The organism is Serratia sp. Res13-Sevr-LER1-36-b (assembly GCF_015673035.1).
Classification (GTDB): Bacteria; Pseudomonadota; Gammaproteobacteria; order Enterobacterales; family Enterobacteriaceae; genus Chania; species Chania fonticola_C.
Genome location: NZ_JADACK010000031.1, coordinates 68,272 through 88,891, shown reverse-complemented (window position 1 = coordinate 88,891; position 20,620 = coordinate 68,272). Strand labels below are relative to the sequence as shown.

Below are 20,620 nucleotides of genomic sequence, written 5' to 3'. Positions count from 1 at the left end.
AGCGCTCCTGATGAAGAATAACTTTTAAGGAAATAATTATGCGTAAACTGACTGCTTTATTTGTCGCTTCAACGTTAGCCCTGGGTTCTGCTTCTGCCGCCTTCGCAGCCGACGCAACTACCGCCCCGGCAACCGCATCGGCCACAACCGCCGCCCCGGTGAAAATGATGCACTATAAAGACGCAAAAAGAGACAGTCCTTTTGCTGGCTTGAACCTGACCAAAGAGCAGCGCCAGCAGATGCGCGATATCATGAAAGAGTCGCATCAAAAACGCGGCCCGGGTGCTAAAGACGAGCGCCAGGCACTGCACAGCATGATCGCTTCGGAAAGCTTCGACGAAGCCAAGGCAAAAGCCCAGATCGATGCGATCGGTAAAGCGCAATCTGAGCACATGCTGGAACGCGCCAAAGCGGAAAACAAAATGTATAACCTGCTAACGCCAGAGCAGAAAAAACAATACAATGAGAATTATCAGAAACGTGAGCAGAAGATGATGGAGCATATGAAAAAAATGCGCGATCATGTCCCTGCTGCTGAATAATTAACATTGCTGTCAAAATAAAAATGCCGGGTTATTTGCCCGGCTTTTTTTATTTTATTTTCTGACAGGATTATTTAGACGTAGCAGCAATGGCATTAAATTGTTCGATAATAACCGCGGCGAACAGGGGATCGTTGATATGGTACGGCACTTTGAGCAACCGGCGTTTTGCGGTCTGTACCAGCGTCCGTTCCAGCGAGTGAACAAAAGCGCCCAGCGCCTGTGGATCCCAGAAGGGCTGCCCTGGCGCATCCAAGGTTGAAAAGCCCCCCAGCGGTACTACAAAGCATACCTCCCCGGCACAGGCGTTCAGCTTGCTGCCAATCCATCGCCCCAACTGGGTATTCTCCTGCGCCGTGGTGCGCATCAGCGTTACCTGGCTGTTGTGGCAATAAAATTGACGATTGGCGTAGCGGGCCGGAATGGTTTTCGGGTGACCGAAGTTGATCATATCCAGCCCTCCGCATGACATCACACCAGGGATCTCAGTGCGGGCAATGGCCCCAAAGCGATCTTCGTTGCAGGCCAACACGCCATCAAACAGATAGTCGCACACCTCGGTGGTGGTCAGATCCAATACGGCGTTGAGCAAGCGGCTGTCGATCAGCTTTTCCATAGCCTGGCCACCACTGCCGGTAGCGTGAAACACCAGGCAATCCCAGTCGTGCTCAATGGCGCTGGTCACGGCCTTGATACAAGGCGTAGTGACGCCAAACATGGTCAGGCCGGTGGCGGGTTTGCTGTCGGCATCATCATCGATATGAAAGCGGATGGCCCCGGCTATCTGGTTGGCGGCATTGCTCAATACCTTGCGTGAAATGCGATTTAGCCCGGCGATATCGGTGACGGAATACAGCATGGCAATATCGCTGGAGCCGACATAGCCGGCGACATCACCCGCAGCCATACTCGATACCATCAGTTTTGGCAGGCCGATGGGCAACTGTTGCATGGCGGGCGTGATGATTGCGGTGCCACCAGACCCGCCCAAACCGAGTAGTGCAGCAATATCACGGCGTGAGAGCATGAAGCGCTCAAAAGCGATAGCCATGGCCGCAATCGCCTGCCCGCGATTAGCACAAAAAACGGCTTGTTCACCTTCCGGATGGTAACCCGCGATCTCATGTGCAGAAACGTCCGCGTGATACAGAGAAGGCTTACCGGAAGTGGAGAGATCGAGGGTGATGACGGGTAAATCGAGATTGGTGATCAGATGACGGACATATTCCAGTTCTTGTCCTTTAGTATCTGCTGTGGTAGCAATATAGACAAAACCTGGGGTGCTGCTCATCATCTGTTCCTGAAAAAGGTTCAGACAAAAGTCTGAACAAATTGATTTTAATGCTATTTTTTATTGTAGGTTGTGAACCCTGGTGTCGGACAATAAGGTACTATCGTTTATTTGTTGGTCATAATGAGACTGCCGTATCATTTTTGCAAGCATTAATTTGTTTAAAGTGAGACTTGTGTCCCGTTTTTGGCTATCTTAGCTATGATTTTTTACGCTGCCGATGGGCCAGGATCTGTCGGTGAGGCTGTCTATCGTATTGACTCCAAGGCTGGAAGATACGAGGAAGTTCGAGGAAAACGTGCCAATATCCGCATTTCCCGCTCCGCGGGATGAATCTTTGACACATACTCGTGCCAAAACCCGCAGCTTGCTGCTGGCCTGTGCGATGGAGCTCTACGATGGTGGTGTCTTCCCTTCGATTACAGAGCTAGCGGCGCATGCGCAGGTCTCCCGCGCCACCGCTTATCGCTATTTCCCCACCCAAAGCGCCCTGATCTCCGCCGTTGTGGCGAAAAGCCTGGGGCCGATCCTTGAATGGCAACCGCAGGATAACGATGCGCTCAAGCGCATTCATCAACTGTTGGCGTTTGCCTATCCGCAGATGGAGCAGCATGAAGGCGCGCTACGTGCGGCGTTACAACTATCGCTCCAGCAATGGGCTAACGCGACGCCCGGCGAAAAGTTTGTGCGTGGCAATCGCAAGCGGCTGTTGAAGCTGGCGGTGGAGCCCTTGCAGAACAAACTCCCTGCTGAAGCCCTGCAACGCGTGATCCACGCCTTTTCGCTGATTTATGGTTCCGAGGTGTTCCTGGTGCTGAAGGACATTTGGGGTTTAGAGCTCGATGATATTCAAGATGTGACCCAGTGGATGGCCAAAGCCATCATTCGCCAGGCTGAGGAAGATGCCAACGCTGGAGGGTAATCTGCCGATCGAGGTTGGCCATGCTGACGGGCCGGGGAGTGTTCTCCGGCCTTTTCATTGGGTTTTGGGCAAATAAAAAACCGGAACCCTTGCGGGCCCCGGCTTAACGAGGGGTGAAGCAATTAACTCTGCGGTTAAACTTGCTCAGCTTGCAACTCCCTGTCGATACTTTAATCAGGTGTTGTGGCCGGCTTATAATTTCCCTGGTGTCGGTATGGTTATTACTGACTTATCGTTTTACTATCGTTTTTATAATACATCACTTCTGATACCATGTTTGACCATAAAAGATGGTATGTCAAGCAAGCTATTAGGCTAAGATTGTATAGTATGCGAGATTTCGATAACGTTTTTGTACGTATGGGTGTCAAAGCGACTGAAAAATCAGCGAGATATATCGAAGGATAAAATGTTTAACAATCATCAAAAATTCGATTCGCAGTCGATTGCAGGCAAGGTCAGGGAACTCTTTTTGCAGCATGGGATCGGCAAGCGACAACATGCCAAGGAGCTCAGCCGCATTTTGGATCTGAGTTTTTCCCATGCTCACCGCAAGCTGAAAGGCCAGAGCCCATGGACGCTGGAACAAATCAACAGCGTGGCACTGGCCTTGGGAGAAACGCCGGCGTCCATCGTCGACATTCTCCCCGAAAGCGAGCCTGTTGGGTCCACTGTGGCACAGGATGCCATCTTTTCTGTGGCCGGGGTGGCGTTACCTTGTGTGGCGCACATTAGCAGCGAGCTATTGGGCAGCAAGCAGGCCGAATTTGTTGGCTTGCAGCAGGATGGGCAGTGGATCGTTTATCGAGCCAGCGAGGCTCCACAGGGCAAGCGTTTTGTTGTCGAACTGATCGAGATCCGTCCCGGCCATATCGAAGACGATCGCCTGAGCATTGCGGTATTGGATGATGCACATCAGGCCGCTGATGAGCTAACCAAGTATCTCAATAGTCAAGGATTCAACGCCGTGGCTTTCTATGACGTCAGCAGTTTCTGCCAGGCGCTGGCCAAAAACCCGTTTGATGGCTACGTGGTGGATTGGTTGATAGGCCATGAGACGGCGCAGAGATGCATTGAAACCATTCGCACTTCCGATCATGCAGATGCGCCGATCCTGGTGCTGACCGGCCAGTTGGGCACCGATTTGCGTGAGTCAGAGATTGCCAGAGCGATGCGCGATTATGACGTGCTAGGCCCGTATGAAAAGCCGGTGCGGCTCCATGTGATCGAAGCCGCACTGCAACGGTGCTTTAATCTGTAGCGACAAACAGCGACGTGAGTGAGGTGGATAGCGCCTCCATGCGTACCGGTTTCATCAGATAATCGTCAAACATGGCGCGTTGCTCGCTAGGCAGCAGCTCCGGCGTATAGGCGCTGATACCGATAATCGGGATATTACGGTTCGGGCCACGCTGGTCACGCAGCTGTTGTGCCACTGCCACACCATCGATGCCGGGCATTTGCAGATCGAGCAGCAAGGCATCGTAAGGCCGCCGCAACAGCTTTTGCAGCGCACGTTCCGACGAGTCACACAGCTCATATTGATAGCCCAATTTGTCGAGCAGGGCGATAAAGGCCATGCCTGCGGCAGGATTGTCGTCCACCACCAGGATGTGCTGCTCTTTTTTCAACAGCGTCGCTACCGGGCGTGGGCTTTGCTCTGGCAACTGTTCTTCACTGATCTCAACGGGGATGCTGACGATAAAGGTGCTGCCTTCTCCTACTTCGCTGTACACCGTGATCGTGCCATCGAGCAATTCAACCAGGCCGTGGACGATCGCCAACCCCATGCCAACCCCGCTGTATTGGCGAGTATTTGACTGATCGAGTTGGGTAAAGGGCTCAAAAATCTGCGGTAGCAGGGCATTGTCGATACCGATGCCAGTATCCGTAACTTCAATGATTAACGAACTCCCCGCAGGTTGGCTACGCAGGCAGCTGTGCAGCGTGATGGTACCGCTTTCGGTATATTTAAAGGCGTTGGTCAGCAGGTTAACCACGATTTGCCTTAGCCGCTGCGGGTCGGAATAGACCTGCGCATGGGTAAACTCCACTTCACGTACCAGTTTGACCCCTGGTTTATGGGTCAGCATGGCGATTTCATCCGTCGTTTCGTCGATCACCTGTTGGGCATTAAAGGGAACAATGCGCAGCTCCATCATGCCGCTGTCCAGGCGTGCATAATCGGTGAGATCCTTCATCTGGCTTTCTATCTGCTCGGCGGCAGTTTCCAACCGGTGGAAGGTATCCTTGTGCTCATGGGATACGCGGGTATTGGTCAGCACATCAATGGCGGACATAATGCTTTGCAGCGAGGTGCGAAGTTCATGCCCGATGGCCCCGAGGAAGGCGTTTTTGGTGCGGATAGCCTTTTGCTCTGCGCGAATGGCCTTCGACTGTTGGCTGATGGTTTGACGCTGCTGGCGGATGACGATCAGCGTGATGGCAATCAGCGCGATCACCGAGAACATGATGATCACCAGGCCATAAAAGATGATGTGCCTTTTCTCGATAAAATCTTCGTAAGCCCCGGTACGCTGCTTCACTTCAGCGTGGTCCGCCAGGTTGGCCATCATAATCGCGGAGGGTTTGATCTGTTGCATGGCCTGCGAAATCAGCCCCAGATCTACCTGAGGGCTGTTGACCAACTGATCCAGCTGAGTTATTTCTTCGCGCATCCGTTCAACGAGCTCGGGATATCCAGGTTCGTGGTACAGCGGCAGGGTCGATTCTGACGGGCGGGCGAGCACCGAATAGCGAGAATAGAGAATATCGAACCTTAGCCTCAGGTTATCGATATCCACCTGATTGGTGCTTTTTTGCTGTTCCACCAGGGTTTCAAATTCCGCCAGCTTGATGGCGAACTTGGCGATCGACCAAGAGTAGTTTTCCTGCGTACCGGCAACGGCATACAGCCCTTTTTTGGACAAGGTGGCACTGTAGTAATACAGCGTCACCGTCGAGGCGAGCAGGAATAAGGCGGCAAAAATGGCCGGAATAGCCAATCTGCCACTGTCTTTGAACCTGACTAACTTCATTTAATGACGATCCTGTTGATCTGCCAGATAAAGCGCGAGTTATACAGCGGAGAGTTGAGCTCCGCACCCCCGGCATCGCGGGGATAGATCAGAAACAGCGGCCCGAAATCGCGCACCTTTAACATTTCCCCGCCCATTTTATAAGCCAGGATCATATTGTATTTAGCCACGTCCGAGATGGGCACATCAATATAATAATCGTTCAGCGCGTAGAGCGTCATCATGGTGCCTTCGGCACCCACTTTAGCCAAAATATCTGCCAGCAATACGCCATCGAATTTTACTCTGGGCGTCCACGAAGTGGTGGTCGTGATGCTGTGGACCGGCATGGCAAACAGCTCTTTATCGGTAAAGACATAGGTTTTATTCTCGGCGTCGGTGGTGTTTTTAATCTTGCCGCCGACTTCCAGGGTGAAACTGAGAGCGCTGGTTTGGGTAATGACCAAAGCCAGCAGGGCAAACGCGGTATTTCTTATTGCGGTCAACAGCATCGGTAGTTCTCCAGACCGGGGATCAGGCCCACGGCAATTCGTTTAGCATCAGGGTAGTAAAGGCTAGTTCGACCTGCTCCAGGTCATGCTTTCTGGCGCTGGCCTGCACGTTGTTCAGCTCGGGGATGGCAAAATAGACAGGCTGACATAAAGGATAGTCTCGCACCCGCAATTCGGGAGCGATTGAGGTAAAGAAGGCGGTGGTTGGGACATCGTAGCCAGCGGCAATATGCACCGCAGCGGTATCCGATGTCAGAACATAGCGGGCATGCTTCACCCAGGCCAGGAAATCAGCAGTAGCGGTGGAAAGCGGTTGAATATCCACATAATGTGGATGATCTACCGCGCCGAACCCCAGCACCGGGCAGGCAAATTTCTCCCACAGGGCGTTCACCAATGGCACATGGGCACTGGCCGGGATGCTGCGTAACGGCGTACTGGCGGTGGGGCAAAACAGCACGTAGGGCTTATTCTGCCAGCGCTCAGGTAATGGCGGCAGACACAGTTTTTGCATCCAGCGGTTGGCTTTCGCCGCGGCAGGAATAGCGGCAGGTTCAACGCCCAGCGCCTGCAGGAAGAAATCAATCATCGGCAACGTGGTGAAGGCTGGCCAGAACAGCTGATTACCGGCATCGATACACAGTTCTTGCTCTGGAATATGCTCTGCCTTCCACGGCAGCCAACGTAAATCCGCCACCACGCCTGCCGCCAGATGATAAAGCTGATCGACATAGTGGGGCGCGCGCCCTGGCCGGTAGATAATAGTGTGCAGGTTGGAATTAAACTCGCGCAGCGCCTCAAGCGCGGTCAGGCCAATAATGGAATCGCCCAGCGTTACGCCCATGCCATTAATGATGTGCACGACTGATTCGTTACAATAATCCACGCTGAAAGGAGCCGCAGCGGCGTTGCGGATACCGCGGTAGCCAGCCAGGCTAAAATAATCACCGGAAAAGCTCTCCTGCTGCTCAAGATCCCATGAGGCGACCATGACGCCGTCTGCTGTCAGCAAACTTCCCCGGTGATATAACACTTCATCCTTTGTTAACACTTCCATTATTTGTCCTGTCTACGAAGGCGCGGCTAAGGCTTGGAGGAATAGGCAAAAGAATGGCAGAAAATGCCGCACTTTGCAGGTCAGAATAAGCTAAATAGCATTAAAAAGACTGGAGTGTGAACTTTATCCGAATAACAGCAAGAAAGCCTCTCAAATCAATAGATAAGATGCCAACCATGTTTTTTTCCGCTAGATTGTCTTCAATGGATAATGATAAGCAGGATAATGAGATGAAAAAGAGCGTACTGGCATTGGTTTTGGTGATGATTACTACCCCTGGCGTTAGGGCCGAAGAAACCGCCGTGGTGAAAGACAGCGTAAAAAGCGTGGTCTCAGGCGTTATTGCTTCAGGTAAAGATGCGCTCAGCGGCCTGAAAGATGGCGTGGATGATGGCCGTCAGTCAGGTAGCAGCGTTGATGGAGCCATCATTGTGACCGACAAAGACAATCTGGTTAAAAATGTCACCGCCTCGGTTTCCTCCATTGAGAAAGTTGCGGCTCAAGAATATAAAGTGACTCTTTCCCTACGCAATAAAACCGACAAAATCGTACGCCTGAGTAATCTGAACGAAAGTAAATCATTGATGCTGTTAGACAAGGAAGGTTTTGTTTCACCGCTAAAAACCGCATTGGTGCCAGGAGACGCGGATATTACCATCCCGGAAAATGCGGCAATCCGGGCGCGTTATGTTTTTGCCGGCGTTGAAGATACGCCAGCCATGCTGCGCCTTTATGGATTGGAGATCCCGGTACCCGCTGTCTCAAATCCGTAAGTTGCCTACTTGAAGGCCACCTGTAATAAATGACAAATCACCGCATGTCCGAAAGCGACCGGGGTGGCGATTTGTCGTTCGCTTCTTCCTTACCTGCGGGTATCTCGTTCTTCTGGTTGTCGAAGTAAAGCGTGCTGCTTGGGAAAGCAAAGTCAGCGCCATGCTGATGGACGATATCAATGATCTTTAGGTAAACCGCCTGTTGTACCGTCAGCCACTCACCCCAAGCGGTTGTCTTGGTAAAGCAGTAAATCATGATATTTAATGATGAATCACCAAATAAATTAAAATTAACCAACAGGGTTTTGCTCTGATCGATATTACCGTCCGATTTTAGCATAGCCAATATATCCTGGGTAATGCCTGCTATCTTGTCCGCATCTTCATAGCGCAGGCCGATAGAGGCTTCGATACGGCGATTGGTCATTCTGCTCGGGTTTTCAACGCTGATCGATGAAAACACAGAGTTTGGAACATATAATGGCCGCTGATCGAAGGTGGTTATCTTGGTCATTCGCCAACCCACCTCGACAACCGTACCCTCGATGTTTCTATCCGGTGAGCGTATCCAGTCACCAATTGAAAAGGGACGATCAAAGTACAGCATGATGCCAGAGAAAAAGTTACTTAGGATGTCCTTCCCGGCCATACCGATGGCAATGCCGCCAATCCCGCCGAACGTCACCAACCCCGACACGCTCATGCCAAAATGCTCGCCATACAGCAGTATCATGATAACGACAATCGTGGCTTTTAATATGCGGGAAATAATGTGCGTAGTCGTGATGTCTCGCCCTTTTTGGATTTGATTCTTTTCCAGACGATTGATCATTAAAAACAGTTTTCTAAGCAAAATCAATGAAATGAGAGTGGTGCAGAAAAAATTGATGGTACGGGATGAAATAAATGAGATTTTATACGCAGCAACGGCAATTTCTGCGTAGCCACCGAGTATGGTAATAATACATACCCAAATAATAAATTGAGCAGCGTGAACGATAACGCCAAATTTCCCCTTTTCTCTTTCACGGTCATAGATAGTCAATCCAATAATAGCAACAATACAAACTGCCAATACGCTAACGCTGGCTATATTATTAGAAACAAACTCGCTATCCATATCATCACCCCTAAATTCTTCTTATATGCCAGGCTCATTTTCTCTCAATAGCTTTTCACAATAGTAGCTCAATTGAGGAACTCAATCCGGTTTGAGCGATCTGATCAAGAGCCAACTCTCATTGTCGGGTTGAGTTATGCCGATCATAGCACCGGTACCCAGAAATCAACGATGCCAGATGCAGAAGACTGTGCAAAAAACAGGGGATAAGGGCTAGGCCAGAAGGCTGGTAGCCATACATATGCAGTATGGTGGTCAGGTGAGCTCCTGTTTTCGGCCTTCGCCCTGTTTTTTGACGGGCAAAAAATGAGCCTTGAATCGGCCAGTATTTGGCCTTGATGGCGGGAGCGTCGGCATTGTTTGATAGAGAGGTAAAGTAAACCAGGGGCCAGATAATGAAATCCAACTTTAAAAACGAAATACAGACGTTTGGGCGTTCCCTATTATTGCCTATCGCCGTGTTAGCCCCGGTGGGGATGCTAATGGGGATCTGTAGCGCGCTGGGCCAGGCGTATATGATCGATAAACTGCCGTTTTTGGGCAATGCCTACTGCAAGGCGATCCTCTCTTCGGTGGGATTAATCAGCAGCGTGGTGTTCCAGAATATTCCATTGCTGTTCGCCATGGGGGTCGCTTATGGCATGTCGAAGAAGGAAAAGGGCATTGCGGTCTTCGCTTCGGTCATCGCCTATCTAACCTTACTGATCTCCATGCACGTGCATCTGAAAGTGATGGACCAATTGGTGACGGAGAATATGGCGCTGGTCGGGCAGGGCATGGTGCTCGGCATCCACACGCTGAAAATAGAGGCGCTGGGAGGGATCATTGCCGGTTTGCTTGCCGCCAAGGTGACAGACCGATTCTATCGGCTGCAACTGCCGCTGGCCTTTGCCTTCTTTAGCGGGAAGAAGTCGGTCGCCATTCTATCGATTGCCTTCACCATTCCGGTCGGCCTGCTGATCCCATTCGTGTGGGATGTGTTTACCTATGGGATGCGGAGTATCTCGACCGTGATGATGGCCCCGAACATCGGTGCCGGGATCTACATGACCCTGAACCGTTTGCTGATCCCGTTTGGCTTGCACCATGTCCTGAGTTCGACGGTGCGTTTTACCGAAGCGGGTGGCACCTACCTGATTGATGGGCAAACCTACGTTGGCATTCTTCCCGCCATGAACAAGATCCTGTTTGAACTGGGGCCTAACCATCCGGCATGGAATGAGTTCATGCCAACGCTGTCCAGCTACCTGGCGTCGTCGCAGATGCTGACCACGTTGTTCCGCGTCCCGGCTATCGGGCTGGCGATGTACCACATGGCCTATTTCAAAAACAAGAAATTCGCCAAAGGGATGATCCTGACCGTGGTGCTGACGGCATTCCTCGGCAATATCACCGAGCCGCTTGAATTCTCCTTCTTATTTATTGCGCCGCAGCTCTTTGTTATCTATGCGATCTTGTGCGGCCTGTTAACCATTCCTCTGCAAATGTTGGACGTCTCGATTGGCTATATTCGCGGCACCATCTTTGACTTCGGCATCTTTGGGCTGATGTACGAAAACACCCATTGGCCGAACCTGCTGCTGCTGGGCGCGATTAACTTTGTGGTGTTCTATGGCGTATTCCGCTACGCCATTGGCAAGTTTGATATCAAAACGCCAGGCCGCGAGAAAGAGATGGCGGACAGTGCACTGCTCAATAACAAAGAGTACGACAAGGTGGCGGAGCTGGTCGTAGAAGGACTGGGCGGCAGGCAGAACATCAAGCGGGTAGAAAACTGTGTGTCGCGGCTGCGTATCGACCTTGGCGACCAGAAGCTGATGAACATGGAGTTGCTGAAAGAGGCGGGCTCATTGGGGACCTTTATTCCCTCCAGCAACCATATTCACGTTGTCTTCGGGCCACACGTCGAGTTTGTCCGTAACGCGGTAGATGACAATCTTGCTGGCATCCAGCAACGTTAAGAGGAACACAGCATGCGCGCACTTTATGATTCCAAAAGTAAAACCATCGACCATCAGGGTATGAAAGACCTGTTTACTCATGAAGCCAGGGTGCAGTCATGGCTAGACGTGGAAGGCGCTCTGGCGATGGCCCAGGCTAAGGTCGGTATGATCCCTGCTGCTGCGGCAGAAAATATCGCCGCCAACTGCCAGTTGGAGCGGATCGATCTGGCGGAGATCGACCGTTTGATGCGTCAGATTGGCCACGGATTTGTTCCTGTCATCAAGGTGCTGGTCAAAGCTTGTGATGCAGAAAGCGGCAAGTACGTGCACTACGGCGTGACGACCCAAAACATACAGCAAACGGCCCATCTGCTGATCGTGCAGAAATTCCACCGTCATCTTATGAAGTTTGTCGATGACACGTTGGTCAATCTGGCTCGCCTGGCAAAGGCACATAAAAATACCCTGATGGCGGGGCGCACTCATGGCAAACATGCCTTGCCCATCACCTATGGTTATAAGGTTTCCGTGTGGATTTATGAGTTGCTGGCGGCGGTGGAGCGTATGCAAGAGGCAGAAAAGCGCGTCTTCACCGTGATGATGGGCGGTGCCGTGGGGGCCTTTCACGCCACGGGGGAAGCGGGCAGGACGGTGCAGGATCTGGTCGCCGAACAGCTCGGGATGCATTCGATGCTGGTGCCTTCACGTAACGCCAGAGTGTTCCGCGCCGAGTACATCAGCAACCTGTGTTTGCTGGCAACCACCCTGCATAAAATTGCCGAAGAGGTTTATCAGACGTCCAGCGAGGAGTTTGGCGAAGTCTCCGAGGCGTTCACCAAAGGCACCGTGGGTAGCAGCACCATGCCGCAGAAGGTCAATCCCAAGTTGGCAAAGGGCATCATTGCCAACGCCCAGAAGCTGTATTCGGTGATGACGGCGGTGCTCTACGTCTGTCCAAGGCCGTTTGAGGCGGACAGCTCGGCTTATTTTATCTTTGATGCCAGCCTACAGGAAAGCATTGAGCTGATGGCCGAGATTATCCTGCGTGCGGAGGAGCTGACGCGCACGCTGGTGATTAACCCTGAGCGGATGCATGAAAACGTGATGCTGACGCACGGGCTGATCAACAGCGAGAAAATCATGATGAAGCTGGTGGATAAGCTGGGTAAGGATCCGGCCCATGAGCTGGTTTACACCATGGCGATGCGCAGCACCCATGAACACCTCGAATACGGTGAAATACTAAGCCAGGATCCGGTCATGGCCGAAAACTTCACGGCGCAGGAGATTGCGGAGCTGCTGGATCCCGGTGCTTATACTGGCCTTTGCGCCGTCTTGGCCGATGAACTGGCAGACCGGGTCTTGGAGAGAAGCCATGGATGACCAGCGCTCCGGAGTTATCAAATCCAACCGGATCGTGTTCCCCGACGGTATCAAGGCCGGTTATCTATTGGTGCAGCAAGGGCAAGTCAGCGGGTTTGTCAGCCACTTTTCCGGTAGCTGCATCGACCATAGCGAGCGGATCATCATGCCCGGCTTTGTCGATATCCATGTGCACGGTTGGGGGCGGGGTTCGTTCGGCTACAAGGGCAATAAGGCGTCGCTGAAGTGGATGAGCCACGATTTGGTCAAGGCTGGTGTCACTTCTTACCTGCCCACCTCCGGCACGATGCCAAATGATTTCCTTGAGACGTCGTTAATGGAGGCAGCCGACTATATTGCCACGGCAACGCCAGCGAACGGGGCCGAAGCCATCGGTATCCATATGGAAGGCCCTTACATCAGTGAAAAACACCTCGGTATGCAGCGAGCCGACTGCCTGCAACGGCCAAGCGTTGAGGGATTCGAGCGTTTTAACCATCTGGCGGGCCGTAACATCCGCCTGATGACGCTAGCGCCAGAGCTGGAAGGGGCGTTGGATTTGATTCGCCATCTGCGGGCGCAGGGGATCACCGCGTCGGCAGGGCATACCGATGCCACCTTTGCTGAGGTTACGGCAGCGATAGAGGCGGGATTAAATCACTTCACCCACGCTTATAGCGGGATGCGTGGCTTCCATCACCGTGAGCTCGGGGTGGTTGGTGCGCTGATGTACTATCAGGATACCTATGCGGAAGTTGCGAAACAGAGCGGTATCACCATCAAACCGGAAGCATTTGATCTGCTTTATCGCCTGAAACGCGATCGGCGCATGGTGCTGATGAGTGACTGTATGGGCTATGTTGATTTCCCGGAAGGCTATGAGTTTCACCATTACCTGCGCAAAGAGACCTTCCGTATCAAACAGGGGCAGTTAGAGATTACCTCAGACGGTGGCGATACGCGCCACGTTTGCCCCTGTGACTACGGTGCGGTCCAGCAACTGGAGATGAACTTTCTCGATTCGGTGAAGAACATCGTCGATCGTCTGGATAATGGTCTGGTTTCCGTCGCCAGTATCGCTTGCGAAAACCCGGCGTTTCTGGCGGGCGCGCAGAGCCGGAAAGGGTCACTTTGCCTGGGGAAAGATGCCGATATTCTGGTGCTGAATGAAGGGTTGGATCTGGTGGAGGTCTACTGCCGGGGCGTTCGTCAGACACTGTAACCTTGCCTAATGCACGGCCAACGTTGGTTGGCCGTTGTGCCCTCCAATCCCTCCTAGCCAAAACTCCCAGCGGTACAACCTCAAAAAATTTCGGCGATTTTATTGATGAAGGCCGTCACATAATCTAATTATTTGAGGGACTGTAAAAAAATATGTTGATATTTATCAATATGTGTCAGTTCAAAAAGTGAGCAAACTGCGGGTGCTCGTTTGAAATGGTATACAAATCAATAAAAAAGGTGTGGCCAACTTGGCACAAAGAAATATCTCTGTGAGCATTATTGAAAGGAATATCAACATGAATTTGATTTCAAAGGTATTTTTTCACAAGGCTTGTCAACAACCCAACAAAATAAATCAAAAACAGGGGAAAAAAGTAACGCTTAACAAGTCACTCATTGCCTTGACCATTTCCGCCGCAATCTCGCCGATGGCCGGTGTGGCCACCGCAGCTTATGTGGAAACAGGGCAGATTGGCGATAAAGCCAGTTGGGAAACAGAGGAATACAGTAGGGATTGGGGCATAACTGCGATGAAAGCATCCAGCGCCTATGCGCTGGGGTACTCTGGGCAAGGGGTTAACGTTGGCGTAATGGATTCTGGTGCTTTGTTATTTATTCATCAAGATCTTAACGGCGATCGCTTCCATGCAGTCCAGGCTAATGGCATCTACGGTTCGTCCGGTTTGCGTTACCCACAGTCGGCTCCGGGGTTACAGGGCGAATATATCGAGGGTGAAGCATTTGATATCAGCGGCCAATGGGTAGCCGGTGTTAACGATGGCCATGGAACCCACGTAACCGGCACCGTTGGGGCTAATCGTGATGGTGAAGGCATGCACGGCGTTGCCTGGGGATCCAATATTTATGTCGCTAATACCGGTGGCACAGATAGCAATAACTATGGCCCGTTCCAGGATTATCAGTACTTCTATACCGGTTGGAAAGCGCTGGTTGATTCCGGTGCAGAGGTGATTAACAACAGCTGGGGCACCAACATTCGTATTGTCGACAACGGGTCAACCGGCAGTGACGGTGGCAATACCGGTGTGCATATACCGGCCAATAACATGACCCAGTCAGAATATGAGTACTTTTATTTCAATAAAGTCTACGGAGATAATCCGTCCTTTGTTGATGCTGCCTATGATGCCGTGAAAGGCACCACGGTGGTGCAGATATTTACCACGGGCAACCGCGATTTTGCCAATCCATTCTATCGTGCACTTTACCCTTATTATCACCCTGAAGCCGAGCAGCACTGGATTGCTGTTGCCGGGTTGCAACGGGTAACCGGTACCGATAAATACTCCCTCTCTTATACCTGGAATGAGGCTGGTGAGGCCAAATGGTGGACCGTGGCTGCGCCGGGAAATGGCATCTACTCAACCACGGTGAATGCGACAACCGGGGCTCCGGGCTGGGGGAACTCATCAGGTACCTCCATGTCGGCTCCCCATGTGGCTGGTGCCATGGGCGTACTGCTATCACGCTATCAGGATATGAGCGCTCTTCAGGTTCGTGATGTGATGTTCACCACTGCCAGCCACCAGAACCCAGACGGTAGTACGCTGGCCAACTGGACTGCGGCTGACGGCGTTCCCGATGTTCGCTACGGCTGGGGAGTGCCCGATCTTGATAAAGGTATGTATGGGCCCGGTCAGTTCCTTGGCAAGGTTGAATACAACATGGCCACAACACCGCTTGATGTCTGGAGTAATAACATCAGCCAGCAAGCGCTGGATGCGCGTAAACAAGAAGATTTGGCCTGGCTACAGAACTATAAAAATCAGGGTATTGCGGCAGGTGGAGCCTATGAGCTGGGTAATAGCTTCGTAGTCAATGACGGTAACAGCGATCCGACGGATCATATCGTTAGCCAGGAGGATGCAGAGAAATGGCGGCAGGATTATTACGCAGCGCGTGCTGCTGCTATTGAGGCCAAAATTGACGCCGATCTCTATACCGGTTCCCTGGTTAAACTCGGTGCGGGTACGTTGATTATGACCGGTGATAACAGCTATCAGGGGAATACCACCGTGGAGAACGGCGCCCTGTATGGCTTCACTGAATCCTTTGGTAGCGGCACCGTGGCGGTGAATGGCGGTAAGTTCGGGGTCATTGGCCACTATAACGATACGTTTACGCTGAAGGGGCCACTGACATCGACAGCAAGCCATAAGGCTAATATTGACGTCAATGCCGGGGGCACTTACGTCGTCAGCACGGATGAACATGTCAATGTGGGTCAGTTGACCTTTAACGATGGTTCGATGATTACTGTGGGCTCCAACGACAGGGACGTGTACGCAGACGTGTTTAATAATGGCACCGTCGCTGTTGGCACGGTCACCGCTGATGCCTTAACCGGTGTTGATAAGGCCATTGCCACACCTCAGTACGCGTTCTTCAACACCCAGGTCGAGGTTTCTGGTAATGCCCTCACCGCCAGTTTTGGCCGCAATGATGATGTGACGTTTGCCTCTTACGCTTCAAACCACAATGGCCGCTCTATTGCCAATACGATTGAGGGCACGGGTAGGGGGATACTTTTCAACTCCCTGCTTATGGCATCTGGCGAGGAGGTTAGTAATACCTACAACTCACTCGGCAATGATATGTACCTCAATACGCAAAATGCCAGCATCGTTAATTCAATGACTATGTCCCGTGTTATCAAGGATCAGGCGGTTGGCATAGGTGGAGGGCGTTATGTCGAAACGGCCGATGGTTCGGGTCGCTTCTGGATGGCACCTATAGGTAGCTGGTCTAATGTGGATTACGGCCAATCCAGCATGGACGTCGATTTCTTCGCGGCCTTAATCGGCAGTGAAATCGATGTGAGCAGCGGCACTAAACTCGGGCTGTACTTCGGGGCGGGTAGCACCGATTTCAAAGGGGGAAGCAGCGGTAAAATCGACAGTGACGACCTGCATTTCGGGGTTTACGGCGTATCCAAAATCGCTGATGTGGCTTCGCTGAATTATGGTGCGATGTACACCAAGCAGGATCGTGATGCTAATCGTACTTTGAGTGTCCTCGATCAGGTTGGCACAAATTCTGTTTCCCCAAATGTGGATATTACCCAGCTGTTTGCAGAAGCGGCCTATTCAGGATTCAATACCGATAGCTATTCTGTTGAGCCTTATTTCGGTATCAGCTGGATGCATATCAAATCCGACGGCTATGTGGAAACGGTTAACAATATGGTGTTTACCACCAACGTTGATAACCAGGATCTGCAGGTTACCACCCTTGGCGTGCGTACCGCGGTGCCATTTACCTTGGCTAACCTGGATATGGCAGTGAAAGGCGATCTGTATGGTACCCACTTCTTCGGTGATACCACTCCAGAAGCGACAATGTCTCTTGCAGATAGCGGAGTAGCCAGGATCCAGGGTGGCAAATTATCTAACCTGGTTGGCGTGGGGTTAGGTATTGAAACCAAGCTCGGTAAAGCAACCACCTTCGGTCTGTCATACACCGGTGCCTATAATAGCGATATCACTTCAAACGGCTTTTACGCCAAGTTAAAAATCGATTTCTAGAGTTATAACGCGATAAAACAACCACTGGCCAAGGCTGGTGGTTGTTCCCGATCAAATGAAAAAGTCAGGATATCTCTGTTCTAGCACGGCGCGCAGCTGCTGCCGATCCAATCCTTCAATCTCCTGAATAAACCCCTCTGCCGGGATCTTCTTCTTCGCCCGGGAAAGCCCGTGCTGGCTGAGCAGCGAGATATCATCGCGGCTGAGATAGAAATTCACCTTGATGTAATCCCACTGATAATACTTCAGATAGCTCGAGATTTTATTGGTGAAGGTGATCAGCAAATCAAAGGGGATCTGCTTGAGCGTGTGTATCTCATTGATATTCACGTAGCCAACAATCTCAATATGGAAGTGCGACTTCAACACCTCCTTGAAATAGCCCACCTTACTTTCCGAAGAGTTGGTCACGATAATGACGCGTTTTTTCTCCTCGCTGTGGACTCGGTTTTGCAGCTCGTATTTCTTCAGGATCAACACCAGCGTGGACAGATGCACCGGCGAAAAGGTGGTTTGATAGTGCTGCGCGATGGGCGCGGTAGCCTGGGTGACGCCCTGATAGAGCAGCGCGTGCCGGGTCTGCACCTGATGCAGCTTTTTATCGTCAAAGTAGAGATTGAACTTGTTTTGTACGATGGTCGAATAGACGAACTGGTAGATCTCGGCGAAGAAGGGCGAACGGTTGTGGATTTCTGCCCGCAGCAACGAGGTCAGGGTTTCACAAAGGCGGCCAACGAGTGAAATTAGCGTGGGATCGTAGATATCGAACGGCCGCCAGGTGTAGGTCAGCGATGAAATCAGCAGGTCGAGAAAGCGATTTTCGTGCTCGCCATCCAGCAGCCCAAAGTCAGAGGATTGAATAAAGCTCAGGTTATCGCTGTGAGTGATGAAATGCCCGCGCCGCATGCGGTGTAGCGCAATGCTCATATACACCAGGAAGTATTTTTTGCTGTTATAGCCCAGCGTGATCCGCTGGCTCAGCCGCTGTTGGTACAGCTCTGCGGCGGCGCTGATTTCTTGTTGGCACACCTTTAAGAACTGCGTGGCAATGGAGCGGTTAATCGGCTCGTTGGCTTTGTGCGGCACCAGCAGGTGATCTTCGCCGATCTCGATGGTTTTCAGGATCGTCAGGCAAATGGCGATGCGCAGCAGGATCTCGTCGCCATCCAGCCGCGAGCCCTGTTTGGGAATGGCGGTAACGGTGAGATGATTGGCCTGTAAAAATGCCGACAGCGCCTGGTTATCGTTTTTGAGCGTGGTTGGGCTGACGTTAAACTTGCGGTAATACTCGCTTTTGTTTACCACGTCCTGCAGGCAGAGCGCCACGCTGAGATCTTTAATGCGTTCATCGGCGGTGGTGATGTAGCGGTTAAACGGGATCTGCTCCAGAAAGGCGATGTATTCCCGGTAGCCGATCGCTGTGACGATCCACAGCCCATCGATATGCAGGTGGCAATCTGGTTCCAGGAACTCGTTGATCTCCTTCATGGAGCGCTTCAGCGTCGACGTGGTTTTACCAAACCTGGAGGTGACATCCTCGATTAACACCGGGCTGTGTTCCTGAATATATTTCAACAATGACAGGTCAAAACTGTTCACCAAGGCATCTCAACGTCTGGTCTGGAGTCGGATAGCTGAGAGTATAGAAAATGGTGAGTGTTGTCTGTGAGCTGGGTGGAGCGGTTGCAACAACCTCCTCGGCTCTGATTATCACTTCCAGTATTCTATCGCTGCCAGCTATTTTCCTCTCCCTAGAAAGCGATTAGTTTTGTCTGAAAAGAATTAATACATTGCATTTTAATGGGGGGTTTTTCACTCACCAGATAAAAAAGTTCTAAACTCTATCGAGACTAAAGTCTTCCCGTGCTCTTTTTGGATCTCAGAGGAAGAATCTATCGGTTATGAATAATAAACACTATCTGGTTCAGGGATTCGAGAGGGCATTACTGATGTTAGATCCAATCAAAAGAACATTCTTGGCCACATGTCTGACCGGCCTCCTGCTCCAACCCTCATTATCCGTTGCTCAATCGACAATGACCATCTTCGAGGATGTGCGGATCTTTGACGGCACAAGTTTAACTGCCAAGATGAATGTGGCCGTTGAAGGCAATAAAATTACTCAAATTTCTTCCCAACCGATTAGTTCACCCACTGATGCAGTGCATATCGCTGGTAATGGTCAAACATTGATGCCTGGCCTTATCGATGCTCACTGGCATACCTTTATGGTGCGCCCTACCATGGCACAGGCATCAATGGCTCCGTTAACTTTTATTACTTTGCTGGCCGGTGCTGAAGCAGAATCAACACTTATGCGTGGATTTACCAGCGTTCGCGATTTGGGTGGTCCAGCGTTTGGCTTAAAACTCGCTATTGATAATGGCGTCATCAAAGGGCCACGCATCTGGCCATCGGGGGCAATGATTTCACAAACGGGGGGGCATGGTGATTTTCGTATGCTTTCAGAGATACCGTCTACCCCTGATCAATTGAGCTATCCAGAGCGAGTTGGCATATCAGCGATAGCGGATTCACCCGGTGAGGTTCGCAAGCGTACCAGAGAGCAATTATTGCAAGGAGCCAGCCAGATCAAGCTGACCGGGGGCGGCGGCGTTTCTTCTCCCTATGGCCCGATAGATACGGTACAGCTTAGTGTCGATGAAATTCATGCCGCAGTTGAGGCAGCGGCGAATTGGGGGACCTATGTGACAGTCCATGCATATACCCCGGAAGCCATTCGTAATGCCATTCAGGCTGGTGCAAAAGTGATTGAACATGGTCAACTAGCCGATGATGCAACGGCAAAGCTGATGGCAGATACGGGAACATGGTGGAGTCTGCAACCTTTTTTGGCTGATGAAAACGCCAATCAACTGCCCGATGCAGCCGGACAAGCCAGGGCAGCACAAGTGTTTGCCGGAACGGATAATGCCTATCGCTTGGCAAAAAAATACGGTGTGAAAGTCGCATTTGGCACGGACGTGTTATTTGATGCCAATTTGGCAGCCAGGCAAGGCTCTCAGCTTTCTACCATGACGCGGTGGTACACCCCAGCCGAAGTGCTCAAAATGGCGACGGCTGATAATGCAAAATTGTTGGCACTATCAGATCGACGCAACCCCTATCCAGGAAAACTGGGCGTTGTCGAAGTCGGCGCTTTAGCTGACTTATTACTGGTCAACGGCGATCCGATAGCTGATATCGGCCTGCTGGCCGATCCTGGCAAAAACCTGACTGTCATTATGAAAGACGGCCAGATAGTAAAAAACCAGCTGGTGGCGAAGTGAGTTTTCTTATAAGGCAAAGAAA

The 20,620-nt window shown here is 51.4% G+C and carries 15 protein-coding genes; 9 read left to right on the top strand and 6 right to left on the bottom strand.

From position 1 onward, the window contains the following. The first annotated feature begins 38 nt into the window (after nucleotides 1-38). Nucleotides 39-542 (top strand): ATP-independent periplasmic protein-refolding chaperone Spy, encoded by a 504-nt coding sequence (gene spy / locus IMQ33_RS20205; RefSeq protein WP_098929472.1) that lies wholly within the window; start codon nucleotides 39-41, stop codon nucleotides 540-542. A 70-nt stretch (nucleotides 543-612) separates the two neighbouring features. On the opposite strand, the gene IMQ33_RS20200 is transcribed toward spy, so the two are convergent. After that, nucleotides 613-1,833 carry a Tm-1-like ATP-binding domain-containing protein gene (locus IMQ33_RS20200; protein ID WP_196061864.1) on the bottom strand — a complete coding sequence of 407 codons (1,221 nt, stop codon included), beginning with the start codon at nucleotides 1,831-1,833 and terminating at the stop codon, nucleotides 613-615. A gap of 385 nt (nucleotides 1,834-2,218) precedes the next feature. On the opposite strand from IMQ33_RS20200, the gene IMQ33_RS20195 reads away from it, so the two are divergent. Continuing rightward, nucleotides 2,219-2,755 carry a TetR/AcrR family transcriptional regulator gene (locus tag IMQ33_RS20195; protein WP_226906696.1) on the top strand — a complete coding sequence of 179 codons (537 nt, stop codon included), beginning with the start codon at nucleotides 2,219-2,221 and terminating at the stop codon, nucleotides 2,753-2,755. Nucleotides 2,756-3,164: 409 nt separating this feature from the next. Further along, the gene (locus IMQ33_RS20190) at nucleotides 3,165-4,016 is read left to right on the top strand and encodes a helix-turn-helix domain-containing protein (RefSeq protein WP_098929477.1); all 852 of its coding nucleotides are present in this window, start codon (nucleotides 3,165-3,167) and stop codon (nucleotides 4,014-4,016) included. On the opposite strand, the gene IMQ33_RS20185 is transcribed toward IMQ33_RS20190, so the two are convergent. Genes IMQ33_RS20185 through IMQ33_RS20175 form a run of 3 tightly spaced genes read right to left on the bottom strand, consistent with a single transcriptional unit; the run spans nucleotide 4,006 to nucleotide 7,341 of the window. Next, a complete protein-coding gene (locus tag IMQ33_RS20185) occupies nucleotides 4,006-5,793 on the bottom strand; it encodes an ATP-binding protein (RefSeq protein ID WP_065683956.1) in 1,788 nt (595 codons plus the stop codon). The genes IMQ33_RS20190 and IMQ33_RS20185 overlap by 11 nt on opposite strands. Then, nucleotides 5,790-6,284 (bottom strand): molybdopterin-dependent oxidoreductase, encoded by a 495-nt coding sequence (locus IMQ33_RS20180; protein ID WP_024527650.1) that lies wholly within the window; start codon nucleotides 6,282-6,284, stop codon nucleotides 5,790-5,792. The genes IMQ33_RS20185 and IMQ33_RS20180 overlap by 4 nt, the downstream gene beginning before the upstream one ends. A gap of 22 nt (nucleotides 6,285-6,306) precedes the next feature. After that, nucleotides 6,307-7,341: a glycosyltransferase family 9 protein gene (locus tag IMQ33_RS20175; RefSeq protein WP_098929479.1), complete on the bottom strand. Its 1,035-nt coding sequence runs from the start codon at nucleotides 7,339-7,341 to the stop codon at nucleotides 6,307-6,309. 230 nt (nucleotides 7,342-7,571) lie between these two features. Between IMQ33_RS20175 and IMQ33_RS20170 the strand changes: the two genes are divergently transcribed. Then, nucleotides 7,572-8,114 carry a hypothetical protein gene (locus IMQ33_RS20170; RefSeq protein ID WP_065684038.1) on the top strand — a complete coding sequence of 181 codons (543 nt, stop codon included), beginning with the start codon at nucleotides 7,572-7,574 and terminating at the stop codon, nucleotides 8,112-8,114. Between the two features lie 37 nt (nucleotides 8,115-8,151). Here IMQ33_RS20170 and IMQ33_RS20165 read toward each other — a convergent pair whose 3' ends face one another. After that, complete coding sequence (locus IMQ33_RS20165; RefSeq protein WP_065683958.1) at nucleotides 8,152-9,234, bottom strand: mechanosensitive ion channel family protein; 1,083 nt, start codon at nucleotides 9,232-9,234, stop codon at nucleotides 8,152-8,154. A gap of 395 nt (nucleotides 9,235-9,629) precedes the next feature. Between IMQ33_RS20165 and IMQ33_RS20160 the strand changes: the two genes are divergently transcribed. From IMQ33_RS20160 to IMQ33_RS20145, 4 genes are all read left to right on the top strand, one after another. Continuing rightward, the gene (locus tag IMQ33_RS20160; protein WP_065683959.1) at nucleotides 9,630-11,195 is read left to right on the top strand and encodes a PTS transporter subunit EIIC; all 1,566 of its coding nucleotides are present in this window, start codon (nucleotides 9,630-9,632) and stop codon (nucleotides 11,193-11,195) included. 12 nt (nucleotides 11,196-11,207) lie between these two features. After that, nucleotides 11,208-12,560 (top strand): adenylosuccinate lyase family protein, encoded by a 1,353-nt coding sequence (locus tag IMQ33_RS20155; protein WP_186531192.1) that lies wholly within the window; start codon nucleotides 11,208-11,210, stop codon nucleotides 12,558-12,560. Continuing rightward, nucleotides 12,553-13,761, top strand: coding sequence for an N-acetylglucosamine-6-phosphate deacetylase (locus IMQ33_RS20150; protein WP_196061857.1), 1,209 nt, complete (start codon nucleotides 12,553-12,555; stop codon nucleotides 13,759-13,761). The genes IMQ33_RS20155 and IMQ33_RS20150 overlap by 8 nt, the downstream gene beginning before the upstream one ends. 298 nt (nucleotides 13,762-14,059) lie before the next feature. After that, entirely contained in the window at nucleotides 14,060-17,308 is a 3,249-nt protein-coding gene (locus tag IMQ33_RS20145) for a S8 family serine peptidase (protein ID WP_196061856.1), read from the top strand. A gap of 51 nt (nucleotides 17,309-17,359) precedes the next feature. Here the strand turns inward: IMQ33_RS20145 and IMQ33_RS20140 are convergent, their stop codons facing one another. Continuing rightward, the gene (locus IMQ33_RS20140; protein ID WP_196061855.1) at nucleotides 17,360-18,907 is read right to left on the bottom strand and encodes a hypothetical protein; all 1,548 of its coding nucleotides are present in this window, start codon (nucleotides 18,905-18,907) and stop codon (nucleotides 17,360-17,362) included. Between the two features lie 302 nt (nucleotides 18,908-19,209). On the opposite strand from IMQ33_RS20140, the gene IMQ33_RS20135 reads away from it, so the two are divergent. Further along, the gene (locus tag IMQ33_RS20135; RefSeq protein ID WP_196061854.1) at nucleotides 19,210-20,598 is read left to right on the top strand and encodes an amidohydrolase family protein; all 1,389 of its coding nucleotides are present in this window, start codon (nucleotides 19,210-19,212) and stop codon (nucleotides 20,596-20,598) included. Nucleotides 20,599-20,620 lie beyond the last annotated feature (22 nt).